This window comes from Serratia sp. ME47 (assembly GCF_903970925.1).
GTDB classification, from domain to species: domain Bacteria; phylum Pseudomonadota; class Gammaproteobacteria; order Enterobacterales; family Enterobacteriaceae; genus Serratia; species Serratia ureilytica.
Map to the genome: position 1 here is coordinate 300,561 of NZ_CAJCKE010000003.1, position 16,814 is coordinate 317,374.

Consider the following 16,814-nt stretch of genomic DNA (forward strand, 5'->3'; position numbering starts at 1 on the left):
TTAAAGCGGCTCCGGCATTATTCCGGAGCCGTTTCGTTTATCAGAATTGGAGAGTTTTGTTCACATGGTGGATTCCCTGACGTTACAACCGGTCGCCCTGGTCAATGGCACCGTCAACTTACCCGGCTCGAAGAGCGTTTCTAACCGCGCTCTGCTGCTGGCAGCGCTGGCGGAGGGAACGACCCGGCTGACCAACCTGCTGGACAGCGACGATGTGCGTCATATGCTGAATGCGCTGCAGGCGTTGGGCGTGAACTACCAGCTTTCCGCCGACCGCACCGTGTGTGAAGTGACCGGCGTGGCCGGGCCGCTGGTGGCCGACCAGCCGCTGGAACTGTTCCTCGGCAATGCCGGCACCGCGATGCGCCCACTGGCGGCGGCGCTGTGCCTTGGTGAAGGTGATGTGGTGCTGACCGGGGAACCCCGCATGAAAGAACGCCCGATCGGCCATCTGGTGGACGCGTTGCGCCAGGGCGGGGCGCAGATTGATTACCTCGAGCAGACCGATTACCCGCCGATTCGCCTGCGCGGCGGTTTCCAGGGCGGCGACGTCACCGTTGACGGCAGCGTCTCCAGCCAGTTCCTGACCGCGTTGCTGATGACTGCGCCGCTGGCGCCGCAGGATACGCAAATCCACATCAAAGGCGAGCTGGTTTCCAAGCCGTACATCGACATCACGCTGCACCTGATGCGCACCTTCGGCGTATCGGTGAGCCACGACAATTACCGGGTGTTCCATATTCAGGGGCACCAGACGTATATCGCGCCGGGCGACTATCTGGTTGAAGGCGACGCTTCTTCTGCGTCCTACTTCCTGGCGGCGGCGGCGATCAAAGGCGGCACCGTGCGCGTGACCGGCATCGGCCGCAAAAGCGTGCAGGGCGACACCAAATTCGCCGATGTGCTGGAGAAGATGGGAGCGCGCATCACCTGGGGCGACGATTTCATCGAGTGCAGCCGCGGTGAACTGCGCGGCATCGATATGGACATGAACCACATTCCGGATGCGGCGATGACCATCGCCACCGCGGCGCTGTTCGCCGAGGGGCCGACCACCATCCGCAATATCTACAACTGGCGGGTGAAGGAAACTGACCGTCTGGCGGCGATGGCCACCGAGCTGCGTAAAGTGGGGGCGGAAGTTGACGAGGGCGAAGACTACATTCACGTCGTGCCGCCGGCCAAACTGCAGTTCGCCGAGATCGGTACCTACAACGATCACCGCATGGCGATGTGCTTCTCGCTGGTGGCGCTGTCGGATACCCCGGTCACCATTCTCGATCCGAAATGCACCGCGAAAACCTTCCCGGACTATTTCGAACAGCTGGCGCGCATCAGCCAGCCGGCGTAACCGTCAGATCATTTCTTTTAAGGCCCCTTTGCGGGCCTTTATCGTTTTTAACCCCCGGCGACCGGCGTTTCTTCTATACTTTTTCGCGGTTGTGCGCTTATTTTCAACAACCGGACAGTTCCAGGGTAACAGATCGCCGTAGGGCAGCGTATAATACGCCACCGTATTTGCCCCTGATTGGGCAGGTGACAGAGCACCCGGGCTTCGAGTCGAAGCGCGCCGTGTCTCTGTGAGGTTTTCTACCTGAAGGAGAGAGAAATGACGGCTACAGCCCCGGTGATAACCGTTGATGGACCAAGTGGCGCAGGCAAAGGCACGCTGTGTAAAGCGTTGGCCGAGTCCCTTGGTTGGCGTTTGCTGGATTCCGGCGCGATCTATCGCGTGCTGGCGCTGGCGGCGTTGCATCATCAGGTGGATATCACTTCTGAGGAAGCGCTGGTTCCGCTGGCCGCACATCTCGATGTTCGCTTCGTTGCCCAGGACGGCAAGCTGCAAGTGATTTTGGAAGGTGAGGACGTCAGCAATGAGATCCGCACCGAAACCGTCGGCAACACTGCGTCGCAAGCGGCGGCGTTTCCGCGCGTGCGCGAGGCGCTGCTGCGCCGCCAGCGCGCGTTTCGCGAGGCGCCCGGCCTGATTGCCGATGGCCGCGACATGGGCACGGTGGTGTTCCCGGACGCGCCGGTCAAGATTTTCCTCGACGCCAGCTCGGAGGAGCGCGCGCACCGCCGCATGCTGCAGTTGCAGGAAAAGGGCTTTAATGTTAACTTTGAACGTCTTTTAGCCGAGATAAAGGAACGGGACGACCGTGACCGTAATCGGCCTATCGCGCCTCTGGTGCCCGCTTCTGACGCCCTCGTGCTGGATTCTACCAGCATGTCGATCGAAGAAGTGATCCGGCAGGCGTTGACGTATGCACAGAAAGTGTTGGCGTTGCCGCAGCAATAAGCGCGGCGGCGCTATTGGCTTTTTGTCATATTTGTCATAGCGGTATCGCAATATATCGGGTAAAATTTTACCCCTGTAACCTTAAACCCTGTCGGCATGGAGCCAATGGCGGGGTATGTGAAACAACCCCATTCGGCGGGATGCTAAATGGACGTTAAACTAAAGAACCCTGAAGATTAACAACATGACTGAATCTTTCGCTCAACTCTTTGAAGAATCCTTAAAAGAAATCGAAACCCGCCCGGGTTCCATCGTTCGTGGCGTTGTTGTTGCTATCGACAAAGATATCGTACTGGTTGACGCCGGTCTGAAATCTGAGTCTGCCATCCCGGCTGAGCAATTCAAAAACGCCCAGGGCGAGCTGGAAATCCAGGTTGGTGACGAAGTTGACGTTGCTCTGGATGCTGTTGAAGACGGCTTCGGTGAAACCCTGCTGTCCCGTGAGAAAGCTAAGCGTCACGAAGCTTGGATCACGCTGGAAAAAGCCTACGAAGAAGCTGAGACTGTAACCGGTGTTATCAACGGCAAAGTGAAGGGTGGCTTCACCGTCGAGCTGAACGGCATCCGCGCGTTCCTTCCAGGTTCCCTGGTTGACGTGCGTCCGGTACGTGACACTCTGCACCTGGAAGGCAAAGAGCTTGAGTTCAAAGTCATCAAGCTGGATCAGAAGCGCAACAACGTTGTCGTTTCTCGCCGTGCGGTTATCGAATCCGAGAACAGCGCTGAGCGCGATCAACTGCTGGAAAACCTGCAGGAAGGCATGGAAGTTAAAGGTATCGTTAAGAACCTCACTGACTACGGTGCATTCGTTGATCTGGGCGGCGTAGACGGCCTGCTGCACATCACTGACATGGCTTGGAAACGCGTTAAGCATCCAAGCGAAATCGTCAACGTTGGCGATGAAATCACTGTTAAAGTGCTGAAGTTCGACCGCGAGCGTACTCGTGTATCCCTGGGCCTGAAACAGCTGGGCGAAGATCCATGGGTTGCTATCGCGAAACGTTACCCAGAAGGCACCAAGCTGACTGGCCGTGTAACCAACCTGACTGATTACGGCTGCTTCGTGGAAATCGAAGAAGGCGTTGAAGGTCTGGTACACGTTTCTGAAATGGATTGGACCAACAAAAACATCCATCCGTCCAAAGTTGTTAACGTGGGCGACGTAGTGGAAGTGATGGTTCTGGACATCGATGAAGAACGTCGTCGTATCTCCCTGGGCCTGAAGCAGTGCAAATCCAACCCATGGCAGCAGTTCGCAGAGACCCACAACAAGGGCGACCGCGTTGAAGGTAAAATCAAGTCTATCACTGACTTCGGTATCTTCATCGGCCTGGACGGCGGCATCGACGGCCTGGTTCACCTGTCTGACATCTCCTGGAACGTTGCAGGCGAAGAAGCAGTACGTGAATACAAGAAAGGCGACGAAATCGCTGCGGTTGTTCTGCAAGTTGACGCAGAGCGCGAGCGTATCTCCCTGGGCGTGAAGCAACTGGCTGAAGACCCGTTCAATAACTACCTGTCTATGAACAAGAAAGGTGCTATTGTTACTGGTAAAGTCACTGCAGTTGACGCCAAAGGTGCTACAGTTGAATTGGCAGGCGGCGTAGAAGGTTACCTGCGTGCATCTGAAGCCTCTCGCGACCGCATTGAAGATGCAACTCTGGTTCTGAACGTAGGTGACGAAGTTGAAGCTAAATTCACCGGCGTTGACCGTAAGAACCGCGTTGTAAGCCTGTCCGTACGTGCTAAGGACGAAGCTGACGAGAAAGACGCCATCGCAACTGTTAACAACAAACAGGAAGAAGGCAACTTCTCTAACGCAATGGCTGAAGCTTTCAAAGCGGCTAAAGGCGAGTAATGACGGGGGGCGGTCTCTGACCGCCCCGATACGGTAGTTTAGCTGCAAAGCTTGGAGGTACTATGACCAAGTCTGAACTTATTGAAAGACTTGCTGGCCAGCAATCTCATATTCCGGCGAAGGCCGTTGAGGATGCAGTGAAAGAGATGCTTGAGCACATGGCCGCTACGCTGGCCGAGGGCGAACGCATTGAGATCCGCGGATTCGGCAGTTTTTCTCTTCACTACCGTGCCCCGCGTGTAGGTCGCAACCCGAAAACCGGTGACAAAGTTGAGCTGGACGGCAAGTACGTTCCTCACTTCAAACCAGGCAAAGAGTTGCGTGACCGCGCCAATATCTATGGCTAGTCGCTGACTGCTCATAGCGTTGTTGCTTGAAAAGAATATAAAACGGTGCCTGTAAGGCGCCGTTTTTTTTCGCCTGCAATTCTCCGCGATACGCTCGCGAGTTGCGTACTGCGCCGCATTGACGATGTGGCTCCTGCATAGATCTCTCTTATCCTGCCATGTTCAGCGCATCTTCGTTAAAGCCCGCTGGCGGCGACGTGTCGCCTGAATGATCCTGCTTGCTTGCCGTGACGCGTCTTTGCTCATGGCGGAGCCGATGGGAGAAAAGCGATCAAAATTTCGCTGGATCTGGCGATATTCGCCGTTATCTGCGGCATCCTGCCGCTGTTGGTTTTACCGCAGTTGCCCGAGCAATGGCTGCTGTGGCCGCTTTTGCTTGTTGTCTGTTTACTGCTGCGCACGCGCAGGCCATTCTGCCGTTATTTGGCCTGCCTGGGGTTGGGGTTCGCGTGGGCGGTTTTCAATGCCGGAAGCCTGATCGGGCAAATGGAGCGTTTGATCCGCGGGCCGGAAGTGACGGCGGTGGTGCAGGTAAGCAGCATCGCGTTGAATCCGGCCGCCAGCAAGCAGACGCTAATGCGTATCGAGCGGATCGATGGCCATTGGCTGGCGCCTGCATTGATGTTTACCACGCTATGGGCCCCGGAACAGCAGCGGCTGTGCGCCGGGCAGCGTTGGCAATTGAAACTGCGCTTGCGGCCGGTGCACGGCAAGCTCAATGAAGGGGGCTTCGACAGCCAACGTTGGGCGATCGCACAGCGCCAGCCGTTGACGGGCCTGGTCAGGCAGGCCCGTTTGCTGGATGGCGGTTGTAGCCTGCGTCAGCGCATAATCAGCCATGCGGAAACCAACATCGGTGAGCTGCGTTACAAGGCGGTATTGTTGGCGCTGGCGTTTGGGGAGCGAACCGCGCTGGAACAGCCTTTACGCACGCTGATGCTGAAAACCGGTATTGCGCATTTAATGGCCATTTCAGGGCTTCATGTGGCGATGGTCGCCATTTTGTTCTGGGCTGCGCTGCGGGCGCTGCAGTTTTTTCTGCCCTCCCATCTGATTGGCTATCGTTTTCCTCTGGTCGCGGGCTGGGTGGCGACGCTGATCTATGTCTGGTTGGTGGGCGCCCAGCCGCCGGCGGTGCGTACCGTGTTGGCCATGACATTGTGGATGTTGCTGCGCCTGCGCGGCGTTCATTGTTCTTCCTGGCAGGTGTGGCTATGGTGTATCGGGCTGATTTTGCTGTGCGATCCGCTGGCGGTATTGTCAGACAGTTTCTGGCTATCGGTGCTGGCGGTAGGTTGCCTGATTTTTTGGTTTGAATGGGCGCCGCTCGGTGAGCGATTCCGGTCGGCCTGGTATGGGGCGCCGGTGCGCTGGCTGCATATTCAGCTCGGCATGACGCTGCTGCTGGTGCCGATGCAGGCCGCGCTGTTTCTGGGCCTGACGCTGACCTCGCTACCCGCCAATCTGTGGGCGGTACCTATTGTCTCATTGGTGACGGTGCCGCTGATTTTGCTGGCGGTGATATTTGGCTTCTTGCCCTCGTTAAGCTACGGGCTATGGTGGCTGGCGGACTTCACGCTGTACTGGGTGTTTGTGCCGCTGCATTACCTGCAACGCGGTTGGATGGATCTGGGGGCTGCCTCGCTGCTGGCCAGCGCGGCGGGGTGGCTCATCGTCGTCTGTTGGCGCTTTCATTGGTGGCGGCGTTATGCACCGGGGCTGGCGACGATAGCGATATGCTGTGTGCTGTGGCGGGAAAAAGAGCCGGGATACCGCTGGCGAGTCGATATGCTCGATGTCGGGCACGGTTTAGCGGTGGTCATTGAGCGAAACGGCAAGGGAATACTGTACGATACCGGCGATCGTTGGCCGGGCGGCAGCGCCGCCGAACGGCATATTTTGCCAATGTTGAACTGGCGGGGGATTGAATTGGAACAGATCATTATCAGCCATGATCATCTCGATCATACCGGTGGCCTGCCGACGGTGCGACGGGCGTTTCCAGGGGCTACGATACGCAGCCCGATACGCGGGGAGGGGCACTTGCCCTGCGTCGCCGGTGAGCGCTGGCGCTGGCAGGGGTTGCAATTCGAAGTGCTGTGGCCGCCGAAAACGCGTAAAAAGCCGGGCAATGACGACTCTTGCGTGATCCGTATCGACGACGGGAAACACAGCCTGCTGCTGACCGGCGACGCGGAAAAAAAGGCGGAGGCGCAGCTGCTCCGATTGCGGCGCGATCGCTTGGCGGCGACGGTGTTGCAGGTGGGGCATCATGGCAGCAAAACCTCTTCCACGCCGCCGTTTCTGCGCGCGATCAATCCTCAGGCGGCATTGGCGTCAGCATCTCGTTACAACAAATGGCGTTTGCCGGCGCGTAAAGTGGTCGCCAGATACCGGGCAAATGGCATTATATGGCGCGATACGACGCGCTCCGGCCAGTTATCGGTACTTTTTTTCGACAACGATTGGCAAATTAAGGGCTTTCGCGAACAATTAATGCCCCGTTGGTACCATCAGCGGTTTGGCGTAGAGGGTGATAATGAGTAAAATAGGCCGCTATTTCTTCCGATGCTGGTATTTGCATGATGAATGATAAAGATCTCTCGACCTGGCAGACATTCCGTCGACTCTGGCCGATGATCACTCCTTTTAAGACCGGGCTGATTGTAGCCGCCATTGCGTTGATTATGAACGCAGCGGGGGACACGCTGATGCTGTCTCTGCTTAAACCGCTATTGGACGATGGGTTTGGAAAAACCGACAGCAGCGTGCTGGTGTGGATGCCGTTGGCCGTCATCGCGCTGATGTTGATGCGCGGCGTAACCAGCTTTGTTTCAAGCTACTGCATTTCCTGGGTTTCCGGCATGGTGGTGATGCAGATGCGCCGCCGCCTGTTTGGCCACATGATGAGAATGCCGGTGGCCTTCTTCGATCAACAGTCCACCGGGACCCTGTTGTCGCGCATTACCTATGATTCCGAACAGGTGGCTTCCTCCTCTTCCAGCGCGCTGGTGACCGTGGTGCGCGAAGGGGCTTCGATCATTGGCCTGTTCATCATGATGTTCTATTACAGCTGGCAGCTGTCGGTGATCCTGATCGTGCTGGCGCCGATTGTCTCCATTGCCATTCGCCTGGTGTCCAAGCGTTTCCGCAACATCAGCAAAAACATGCAGAACACGATGGGGCAGGTGACCACCAGCGCCGAACAGATGCTGAAAGGCCATAAAGAAGTGCTGATCTTCGGCGGCCAGCAGGTGGAAACCGAGCGCTTTAATTCGGTCAGCAACCGCATGCGTCAGCAAGGCATGAAGCTGGTTTCCGCGTCTTCGATTTCCGATCCGATCATTCAGCTGATCGCTTCGCTGGCGCTGGCGTTCGTGCTGTTTGCCGCCAGCTTCCCAAGCGTGATGGAAACCCTGACCGCCGGCACCATTACCGTGGTGTTCTCGTCGATGATTGCGCTGATGCGTCCGCTGAAGTCGCTGACCAACGTCAATGCCCAGTTCCAACGCGGGATGGCGGCTTGCCAGACGCTGTTCTCCATTTTGGATATGGAACAGGAAAAAGATACCGGCACCCGCGAAGTGAAGCGCGCGAAAGGCGATATCGAATTCCGCAATGTCACCTTCTACTACCCGTCGAAGGAAACGCCGGCGCTGCGTGATATCAACCTGAACATCGCCGAAGGCAAGACCGTAGCGCTGGTGGGCCGTTCTGGTTCGGGGAAATCGACCATCGCCAACCTGTTGACGCGTTTCTATGATATCCAGGAAGGCGAAATTCTGATGGATGGCCACGATCTGCGCGAATACACCCTGGCCTCACTGCGTAATCAGGTGGCCCTGGTTTCGCAAAACGTGCACCTGTTCAACGACACCATCGCCAACAATATCGCCTATGCGCGTGAGAGCGAATACAGCCGCGAGCAGATCGAAAAAGCGGCCGAAATGGCGTACGCGATGGACTTCATCAACAAGATGGAAAACGGCCTGGATACGGTGATCGGTGAAAACGGCGTCATGCTGTCCGGCGGCCAACGCCAGCGCATCGCCATCGCGCGCGCGCTGCTGCGTGACTGCCCGATCCTCATCCTGGATGAGGCGACCTCTGCGCTGGATACCGAGTCCGAGCGGGCCATTCAGGCCGCGCTGGACGAACTGCAGAAAGACCGAACTTCACTGGTGATCGCGCACCGTCTGTCGACTATTGAAAAGGCGGACGAGATCCTGGTGGTGGAAGACGGCCGCATCGTCGAACGCGGTGAGCATGCCGAGTTGCTTGAGCGGCAGGGCGCCTATGCGCAGCTGCACCGCATGCAGTTTGGTCAATAATGATTGAGCGCATCTGGTCCGGCGGTTCGCTGCTTTATCTGGCGCTATTGCCGCTCTCGTGGCTGTATGGCCTGTTCAGTTGGCTGATCCGCCTCAGTTACCGCTGCGGCCTGCGTAAAAGTTGGCGTTCGCCGGTGCCGGTCGTGGTGGTGGGTAATCTCACCGCCGGCGGCAACGGCAAAACGCCGATGGTGATCTGGCTGGTGGAGCACCTGCAGCAACGGGGCTACCGTGTTGGGGTGGTGTCGCGCGGCTACGGCGGCAAGTCGGCGGTCTATCCTCTGGTGCTGGGTCAGAATACGTCGACCCGCGAGGCGGGTGATGAGCCGGTGCTGATTTATCAGCGTACCGGGGCGCCCGTGGCGATCGCGCCCAAGCGCGCCGAGGCGGTGCAGGCTCTGCTGCAACAACAGCCGCTGGATGTGATCATCACCGACGATGGCTTGCAGCACTACGCTTTACAGCGTGACTTCGAGCTGGTGGTCATCGACGGTGTGCGTCGTTTCGGTAACGGCTGGTGGTTGCCGGCCGGGCCGATGCGCGAGCGCGCTGCGCGGCTTGGCAGTGTCGATGCGCGTGTCGCCAATGGCGGCGTGGCGCAGGCCGGGGAAATTGCCATGCGTCTGCAGGCGCGTGATGCGGTGAACCTGCTGAGCGGTGAACGTCGCCCGGCGGCCGAGCTGCCGCGCGTGGTGGCGATGGCGGGTATCGGCCATCCGCCGCGTTTCTTCGCGACGTTGGAAAAGTTGAACGTCGAAGTCGTGCAGGAAGTGGCGTTTGCCGATCATCAGGAATATCAGCAGGCGCAGCTGGCGGCGTTGGTTAATGCAGATCAAACGCTGTTGATGACGGAGAAGGACGCGGTGAAGTGTCGCGCCTTTGCCCAGCCCAATTGGTGGTATCTACCGGTTGATGCGGTGCTACCGTCCGCTCAGGCTGAGCAACTGCTGCAGGATATCGAGTCCCTGCTGTCTAAGTAATCTCAGGATGCCAGCGTGACAAGCCCCAAGGCTTGCGCGCAGGCTTCCAGCGAGCGCTGCTGGGTTTGCTGATACAGCGCCAGCTCGTCGATCACCTCACTGCCCAACGCTTGTTCAAACGCTGCCCGGCTTGACGCCGCATTGTACTGTGTATGGCGGCTATCCCCCAGATTCGATTGGAAAATCCCCGCCGCGCTGACCGGCAGAAAATCTTCATATACCAGTGGCTGGAAGCGAACGTGTTCTTTCTCGATCAGTTGCTCCAGGGTGCTGTGCTTATCCAGTGATTCTTTGGCCGCCAGGCCGCATTCGGTTGGGAAATAGCGGAACCAGGCCAGCTGTTGCTCGCGCAGCGTGGCGTAATCATCCGGAAACGCCCGGAAGTTTTCTTCCAGCAGCTGATAATAGCGTTCGGCATTTTTCTCGCTCGGCGGCGCCTGCAGCGCATCGTTGGTGGCCTTGAGCAGACGGTCGTAGAGTTCTCTTCCTTTAGTCGTCAGCGCCACACCGCGCTGTTCAATCTCGCCGAAGCGCGCGGTATGATGACCGGCGACGACGCGGCCGTCATGCTCGACGAAATCGACGCGTTCTTCCAACGCCTTGAAGCTGGTCTGGCGCAGCAGGATCGCGCGACGGCGACGCGGCGGGCCCTCGATGACCGCCTTGGGCGTAATGCCGCGGGCGGGCATCGCCTGCTGAACGCGATCGATATCCAGCGTGCGCGGTGTCAGATGATTGATATGCGGCCCTTTAAACGCCACCACGTCGGCGATCAGGCGATGCTGATCGTGCAACTGCCGGTATTCTTCGGCGCTGACCGTCGCCTGGTTGTGCCAGCGGAAGGTTTCCAGCGCTTGTTCGACAAATTCTTGCGCCTGCACTTCATTCAGCCCGCCTTGCGCTTCCTGCAGCGCGATCAGTTCCAACGCGCGATCGGTAAAGATGCGGCGGCGCGCCAGCAAGCGCTCGGCCAGCTCACGCAGCGCGGGATCTTCTATCAGCTCCAGGCGCAGCAGGGAGGTAAACACGCGGAACGGACTGATTTGCAGGGCGTCTTCGTGTACGGCGCGAAAGGCGGTCGAGTGGACGGGAACGCCCGCCACCGACAGATCATAGTAACCGACCGGCGCCATGCCCATCACCCGGAACAGACGGCGCAGGGTGGCCAGTTCGTCCGCCGTGCCGACCCGGATCGCGCCGTGGCGCTCCATCGCAAGGCGTTCGATCTCGCCGGTGATTTGCAGTTGATGAGCCAGTGCGGCATCTTCGCGCAGAACCTGTCGGTTGGTTTCCGCCACCAGTTCCAGCAGATCGCCGTACAGCGGTACCTCCTTTTGGTACATGTCCGACATCGCGTGAGAGAATCTGGCGCGGATTTCATTAGGTGAAACGAACTGCTGGGCGGTCATGCGCATAGCTCCTTGATTCAGCATAATCTGAAAAATAGTGTTTTTAGCGGCAAAAGTGCTGGCGAAAAAGCCGTCTGCCTTGTTTTCCCCTCAAGTTTAGCCATCTGATTTGGGATTTGTTATAGACGTGGCAAGCATATTAGAGTTTTATGCGTTAGCTCTCATTTGCAGCGCACGGACGGACAAACGATGCCCCGGTGAGGAGGGGAACGCGATGGATCGGCCGCGGCGAGCGTTAAATTAAGTCATGCATATTCAGGGGGATAAAAATAAATTCGGCGTATTTATGAATTTAATGCAATAAACCCCTTGTGCATTCAGCATTTTTATGAGTAAATGCAAGTCGGCCTGTGATCCAGACCTATTTATGTTCGAGTTTAGAGTTAAGCAGTTCCTCCAAAAACGTTATCATCCGATTCCGCTTCAAAGACGAACCTTCTAAGTACCTCCCATAAGTAATGTTTCTGAAATGGCCGCAATTGCCTCTTATGGCAGATTTTGTAAATATATTTAAAGGTAAAAGTAATGTCTAAGAAGACGGGTCAAGTTAAGTGGTTCAACGAAAGCAAAGGTTTTGGTTTCATTGAGCAGCACGATGGCGGCAAAGATGTATTCGTACACTTCTCCGCAATCATGACCGACGGTTTCAAGACCCTGGCTGAAGGCCAGCGCGTCGAGTACACCATCCAGGACAGCCCGCGCGGGCCGGCTGCCGCCAACGTAGTTGCTCTGTAAGAAGACAGGGAACGCGTATAAAGAGATCTTAATACAACCATGGTGACGCTTCAGCGCTGAGTCATGCGGAAGATATTAAGTTCAACAAGCCCGCCTTAGTGCGGGTTTTTTAATTTTTTGCTCACGAGAGGTTTGTTACGAAAAACTTTAGGATGGGCTGGTAGCGTCCAGACAATATAAAAAATGACGTTGTCAAGGATGCTCAAGTAAAAGGATATAAGTTATGTTTAAAAATACTGTGTTAAAAATGGGCCGTGTGAAATGGTTTAATCAGGCCGAAGGCTATGGTTTTATTTCACCGGTAGATGGCAGCGACGAAATCTATGTCAATCGCAACGCTATCGCCAACACCAAAAATAAGTCGTTGAACGAAGGTCAGAACGTTGAGTTCTCGATCTATCGCAGCTCGCATGGGCTGTCCGCGGCAGACGTTATCGCGTTCTGATCGCATCCTCCTTCCTCGCCAGTGCCGGTGTCGCCACCCGCAAGCACTGGCGAAGATAAATCCCGCGATATCCACTATTATCAGGCCATTGCCTACTCGCCACGGATATCAGGATGACCACCCCGACCATTTCCCTTACCGCCGCTCGCGCGCTGCACCTTGCCGCCCAGGGGCTGCTTTCTCCGCTTAAACGCCAGACTCGGCCCGATGACGTCGTGAGTGCGATCCAGCGCATGGGGCTGTTACAAATCGATACCATTAGCGTCGTTGCTCGCAGCCCGTATCTGGTGCTGTTCAGCCGTTTGGGAGCCTATCAGCCGGAGTGGCTTGAACAGGCGCTCGCCGGCCGCAAGCTGTTCGAGTATTGGGCGCACGAGGCCTGTTTCCTGCCGATCGAAGATTTTGGTCTGCTGCGCCACCGCATGCTGGCGCCGCATGATATGGGCTGGAAATACTCCGTCGACTGGGTGCAGCAGCACCAGGCCGCGATGGACAGCTTGCTGCGGCACATCGAACAACAGGGGCCGGTGCGCTCCGCGGATTTCAGCGCCGAGAAGAAGGGCAACAGCGGATGGTGGGACTGGAAACCGGAGAAACGGCATCTGGAGATCCTGTTTACCGCCGGCAAACTGATGGTGGCCGAACGTCGCAATTTCCACCGGGTTTACGATCTGACCGAAAGGCTGCTGCCGGCCTGGGACGATGCGCGGCATGCGCTGCCCGTGGAGCAGGCGCGCCGGCAGATGCTGTGCCGCACCTGCCGCTATCTGGGCATTTTCCGCGCCGAGTGGTTGGCGGACTACTATCGGCTGAAGCGCGTGGCGCCAAAAGCCTTGCTGGCAGCGCTGCAGGAGCAGGGCGAGATTACGCCGGTGCGGGTCGAGGGGCTGGAAGGGCCGTTTTATGTGCATGAATCACTGGCGGAACTGCTGCCGCTGGCGGAGCAGGGCAAACTCAAATCGACGGTCACCAGCCTGTTGTCGCCTTTTGATCCGGTGGTGTGGGATCGTCGTCGGGCGCTGGAGCTGTTCAACTTTGACTATCGGCTGGAGTGTTACACGCCGAAAGAAAAACGCCGCTACGGTTACTTCACGTTGCCGGTGCTGCATCGGGGCGACATGGTGGGGCGGATTGATGCCAAGGCGCACCGACGCCAGGGCATCTTCGAGATCATCAGTTTCCATGCGGAGCCGCAGGTGCGCTTCGGCAAACAGCGAACTCAGGATATCCGGCAAGCCATCGCGCGCACGGCTCATTGGCACGGCGCGCAACGCGTTGCGCTGGGCGACATTCCGGCGGCGTTGGCCGCTGAATGGGGAGCCGGCTGGGAAGTGGGATAACGAGCGACGCCGTCGGTGGGGTAAAACGAAGTTAAGCGCCGCTCGTTACAAAGGGGGCTCAGTGGCTGAAGTTAGCGAACAGAGCGATGATTTTATGCAGACGTTTGATCACGTATTACGGTCTTTTTTGTGATTTTCATCACAAAATTCTACGCCGTGTGGCGCCGCAGTTCAAGCCGTTGCGCGGGCGCCATGAGGAAATATCGGCGGCTTGGCGCCGCCGATGATTAACCTGAGGCCGGGCGTTATGCTATCCTCACAGCCTTCCCAGATGACCTATCCCCTTGCGGAGGATGCATGGACCACCGTTTACTCGAAATCGTTGCCTGCCCGGTATGCAACGGCAAACTCTATTTCAATAAAGAAAACCAGGAGCTGGTGTGCAAAGCGGACGGGTTGGCTTACCCGCTGCGCGACGGCATTCCGGTGCTGTTGGAAAATGAAGCGCGTGCGCTGTCGCTGGACGAGAAGCACGCATGAGTTTTATCGCTATTATTCCCGCCCGCTACGCCTCAACCCGTTTGCCGGGCAAACCGCTGGCCGATATTCACGGCAAGCCGATGGTGGTGCACGTGATGGAACGCGCCCGTGAGTCCGGTGCCAGCCGCGTCATCGTGGCGACCGATCACCCTGAAGTCGCCAAAGCGGTAGAAGCCGCCGGCGGCGAAGTGTGCATGACCAGCCCGGATCACCATTCCGGCACCGAGCGTTTGGCGGAAGTGATCGCGCACTACGGCTTTGCCGACGACCAGATCATCGTTAACGTGCAGGGCGATGAGCCGCTGATCCCACCCGTTATCGTGCGGCAGGTGGCGGAAAACCTGGCGGGCAGCCAGGCCGGCATGGCGACGTTGGCGGTGCCGATCGACAGCGCCGAAGAGGCATTCAACCCCAATGCGGTGAAGGTCGTGATGGACGCGCAGGGTTACGCGCTCTACTTCTCGCGCGCCACCATTCCCTGGGATCGCGAGCGTTTCGCCGCGTCGAAGGGGAGCATCGGCGATAGCCTGCTGCGCCACATCGGCATCTATGCGTACCGCGCCGGTTTCGTGCGCCGCTACGTCAGCTGGGCGCCGAGCCAGTTGGAGCAGATCGAGCTGTTGGAACAGCTGCGCGTGCTGTGGTACGGTGAAAAAATCCACGTGGCGGTCGCGAAAGCGGTCCCGAGCGTGGGGGTCGATACGCCGGAAGATCTCCAGCGCGTGCGCGACAGCATTCAACCCTGAGCCTGATTTCGTCGGCGCGGCGCGCAACGCGCCGACGATGCAATACCTCCCATTATTGATCCCCGTTTTGTTGATCTGCGTTGAAGAATTTTTCCGCTCACCGTTCGATGATGTTACGCATACCCCCTTATTAGCCTGAGGTGAATGCCTTATGGAGCAGTTACGCGCCGAACTGAGCATCGTGCTGGGTGAGTCCGTCAGCCGGCTGGAGCGGGTGAGCGAACAGCCTTATGCGCACATGTATTCACTGTACGATCGCCAGGGCAACGCTATCCCGCTGATGGCGAAAAGTTTTATCTGCCAGGGCATCGCCCAGCAGGAGGCGTACAAGCTGTCGATGCTGGCGCGCGACGGGGATATCCGCCTGCCCACGGTGTACGGCGTGGTATGCACCCACCAGGCGCCGTATACGGAAATCCTGCTGATCGAGCGTCTGCGCGGCGTGTCGGCCGAAGCGCCAACGCGTTCGCCGGATCGCTGGAACATGTTAATGGAGCAGATCGTTGACGGGATGTTGGCCTGGCACCGCATCGACAGCCATGGCAGCGTCGGCACCGTTGACAGTACGCAGGAAAATGACTGGTTTTGCTGGTATCAACAGCGGGTCGAAGTGCTGTGGGCGACGGTGGTCAATCTCACTACCCCGCAGCTGACCATGGCAGATCGGCGTTTGTTGTACCGCACGCGCGAAGCGCTGACCCATTTCTTCGTCGGTTTCGACGATCCCTGTGTCCTGGTGCACGGTAACCTGTCGCTGCGCAGCATGTTGAAAGATCCCAAAAGCGATCAGCTGTTGGCGATGCTTAATCCCGGTGTGGTGCTGTGGGCGCCGCGCGAATACGATCTTTTCCGCCTCTGCGAAGCGGGCATGCCCAGCCAACTGTTGTTCAGCTATCTGCAGCGGGCGCCGGTCGCCGACGCTTTCCTGGCGCGGCGCTGGCTGTACGTGGTGTGGGAAGCGGTAGGGCGTTTGATCCATACCGGCAAGCTGGAGCGGCAGCCGTTCGACTATGCGTCGCAACAGCTGCTGCCCTGGCTGGCCGGTTGAAACGGGGCCTTACTCGGCGCCGGCGCTATCCGCGCCTTTCAGCCGCTGCCACAGACTGCCCAGCGTTTCATACCAGGCGCGCTCGGTATGGCCGAGGAACATGGACGACGGCGTGGCGCGATCCCAGATATTCAGCGGCGAGTCGATCGCCAATTGGTTGGCCGGGGCCGGGATCGGGTGCAGGCCCTTAGCCTCGAAGAAACGCATGGCGCGCGGCAGATGGTTGGCGGAAGTCACCAGAAGGAAGGGGTGTTCGCCGACCAACTTGGCGACCTGAGCGGCTTCTTCCTCGGTATCGCGCGGTTCCCCCAGGATCACCATGTCGCTGCGCGGCACGCCCAGGCTTTCCGCTACCAGCGCTGCCGTGGCGGCGTTGCTCTGCATGCGCCCGCCGGGCGCGCCGGTAAACACCATCCTGGCGCCAGGGTGCGCCAGATAGAGCCGCACGCCCTCCGTCACGCGCGGCAGACTGTTGCCGAGCAGGTTCGAGCTGGGTGCCCAGTCGGGATTGTAGGTATAGCCTCCGCCCAACACCACGATATAGCTGACCGCATCGTTGCCGCGATATGTCTGGTATTCGGCTTCGATCGGCCGCAGCAGGCGGTCGGCCACCGGTTGCAGGCTGAAAAGCAGTAAAAACAGCCAGCTCAGCGTGAAAATCGTCTTACCGCTTTTTTGCCAGCGGGTGAACCACAGCAGCAGCAGCGCCAGCCCCATCAGCAGCATCAACAGCGGCAGCGGCATCAGCAGAGCGCCAAAGAACTTTTTCAGGTTGAACAGCATCGAAAATCAGATC

At 58.1% G+C, this 16,814-nt stretch carries 15 protein-coding genes; 13 read left to right on the forward strand and 2 right to left on the reverse strand.

Annotated elements, in window-relative coordinates; translation table 11 throughout:
* Nucleotides 1–64: 64 nt before the first annotated feature.
* The 7 genes from aroA (at nt 65) to lpxK (ending at nt 9,815) form a co-directional block, all read left to right on the forward strand.
* Complete coding sequence (aroA, locus tag H7A77_RS05355; protein ID WP_042784109.1) at nt 65–1,351, forward strand: 3-phosphoshikimate 1-carboxyvinyltransferase; 1,287 nt, start codon at nt 65–67, stop codon at nt 1,349–1,351.
* A 258-nt stretch (nt 1,352–1,609) separates the two neighbouring features.
* On the forward strand, nt 1,610–2,299 hold the full coding sequence (cmk, locus tag H7A77_RS05360; protein WP_004928270.1) for a (d)CMP kinase: 690 nt from the start codon (nt 1,610–1,612) through the stop codon (nt 2,297–2,299).
* Nucleotides 2,300–2,483: 184 nt separating this feature from the next.
* The gene (gene rpsA / locus H7A77_RS05365; protein WP_004928267.1) at nt 2,484–4,157 is read left to right on the forward strand and encodes a 30S ribosomal protein S1; all 1,674 of its coding nucleotides are present in this window, start codon (nt 2,484–2,486) and stop codon (nt 4,155–4,157) included.
* Between the two features lie 62 nt (nt 4,158–4,219).
* Nucleotides 4,220–4,504 carry an integration host factor subunit beta gene (gene ihfB, locus H7A77_RS05370; RefSeq protein ID WP_004928264.1) on the forward strand — a complete coding sequence of 95 codons (285 nt, stop codon included), beginning with the start codon at nt 4,220–4,222 and terminating at the stop codon, nt 4,502–4,504.
* A gap of 270 nt (nt 4,505–4,774) precedes the next feature.
* Nucleotides 4,775–7,051, forward strand: coding sequence for a ComEC family protein (locus H7A77_RS05375; protein ID WP_370528298.1), 2,277 nt, complete (start codon nt 4,775–4,777; stop codon nt 7,049–7,051).
* A 35-nt stretch (nt 7,052–7,086) separates the two neighbouring features.
* Nucleotides 7,087–8,835 carry a lipid A ABC transporter ATP-binding protein/permease MsbA gene (gene msbA / locus H7A77_RS05380; RefSeq protein ID WP_033642563.1) on the forward strand — a complete coding sequence of 583 codons (1,749 nt, stop codon included), beginning with the start codon at nt 7,087–7,089 and terminating at the stop codon, nt 8,833–8,835.
* Entirely contained in the window at nt 8,835–9,815 is a 981-nt protein-coding gene (gene lpxK / locus H7A77_RS05385; protein ID WP_042784110.1) for a tetraacyldisaccharide 4'-kinase, read from the forward strand. Before msbA ends, lpxK begins: the two co-directional genes overlap by 1 nt.
* 2 nt (nt 9,816–9,817) lie before the next feature.
* Here the strand turns inward: lpxK and H7A77_RS05390 are convergent, their stop codons facing one another.
* Nucleotides 9,818–11,224 (reverse strand): VOC family protein, encoded by a 1,407-nt coding sequence (locus tag H7A77_RS05390; RefSeq protein ID WP_033642565.1) that lies wholly within the window; start codon nt 11,222–11,224, stop codon nt 9,818–9,820.
* A gap of 525 nt (nt 11,225–11,749) precedes the next feature.
* Here H7A77_RS05390 and H7A77_RS05395 point away from each other — a divergent pair.
* The 6 genes from H7A77_RS05395 (at nt 11,750) to H7A77_RS05420 (ending at nt 16,018) form a co-directional block, all read left to right on the forward strand.
* On the forward strand, nt 11,750–11,959 hold the full coding sequence (locus H7A77_RS05395; RefSeq protein WP_004928244.1) for a cold shock domain-containing protein: 210 nt from the start codon (nt 11,750–11,752) through the stop codon (nt 11,957–11,959).
* Between the two features lie 223 nt (nt 11,960–12,182).
* On the forward strand, nt 12,183–12,404 hold the full coding sequence (locus H7A77_RS05400; protein ID WP_004928241.1) for a cold-shock protein: 222 nt from the start codon (nt 12,183–12,185) through the stop codon (nt 12,402–12,404).
* A gap of 113 nt (nt 12,405–12,517) precedes the next feature.
* Complete coding sequence (locus tag H7A77_RS05405) at nt 12,518–13,744, forward strand: winged helix-turn-helix domain-containing protein (RefSeq protein ID WP_182073907.1); 1,227 nt, start codon at nt 12,518–12,520, stop codon at nt 13,742–13,744.
* A gap of 297 nt (nt 13,745–14,041) precedes the next feature.
* Complete coding sequence (locus H7A77_RS05410; protein WP_004928237.1) at nt 14,042–14,224, forward strand: Trm112 family protein; 183 nt, start codon at nt 14,042–14,044, stop codon at nt 14,222–14,224.
* Nucleotides 14,221–14,970 (forward strand): 3-deoxy-manno-octulosonate cytidylyltransferase, encoded by a 750-nt coding sequence (kdsB, locus tag H7A77_RS05415; protein ID WP_182073908.1) that lies wholly within the window; start codon nt 14,221–14,223, stop codon nt 14,968–14,970. The genes H7A77_RS05410 and kdsB overlap by 4 nt, the downstream gene beginning before the upstream one ends.
* Before the next feature lie 151 nt (nt 14,971–15,121).
* Nucleotides 15,122–16,018, forward strand: a complete 897-nt coding sequence (locus H7A77_RS05420) for a YcbJ family phosphotransferase (RefSeq protein WP_033642568.1) — start codon at nt 15,122–15,124, stop codon at nt 16,016–16,018.
* Nucleotides 16,019–16,027: 9 nt separating this feature from the next.
* On the opposite strand, the gene elyC is transcribed toward H7A77_RS05420, so the two are convergent.
* On the reverse strand, nt 16,028–16,801 hold the full coding sequence (elyC, locus tag H7A77_RS05425; RefSeq protein ID WP_042784114.1) for an envelope biogenesis factor ElyC: 774 nt from the start codon (nt 16,799–16,801) through the stop codon (nt 16,028–16,030).
* Nucleotides 16,802–16,814: the final 13 nt, after the last annotated feature.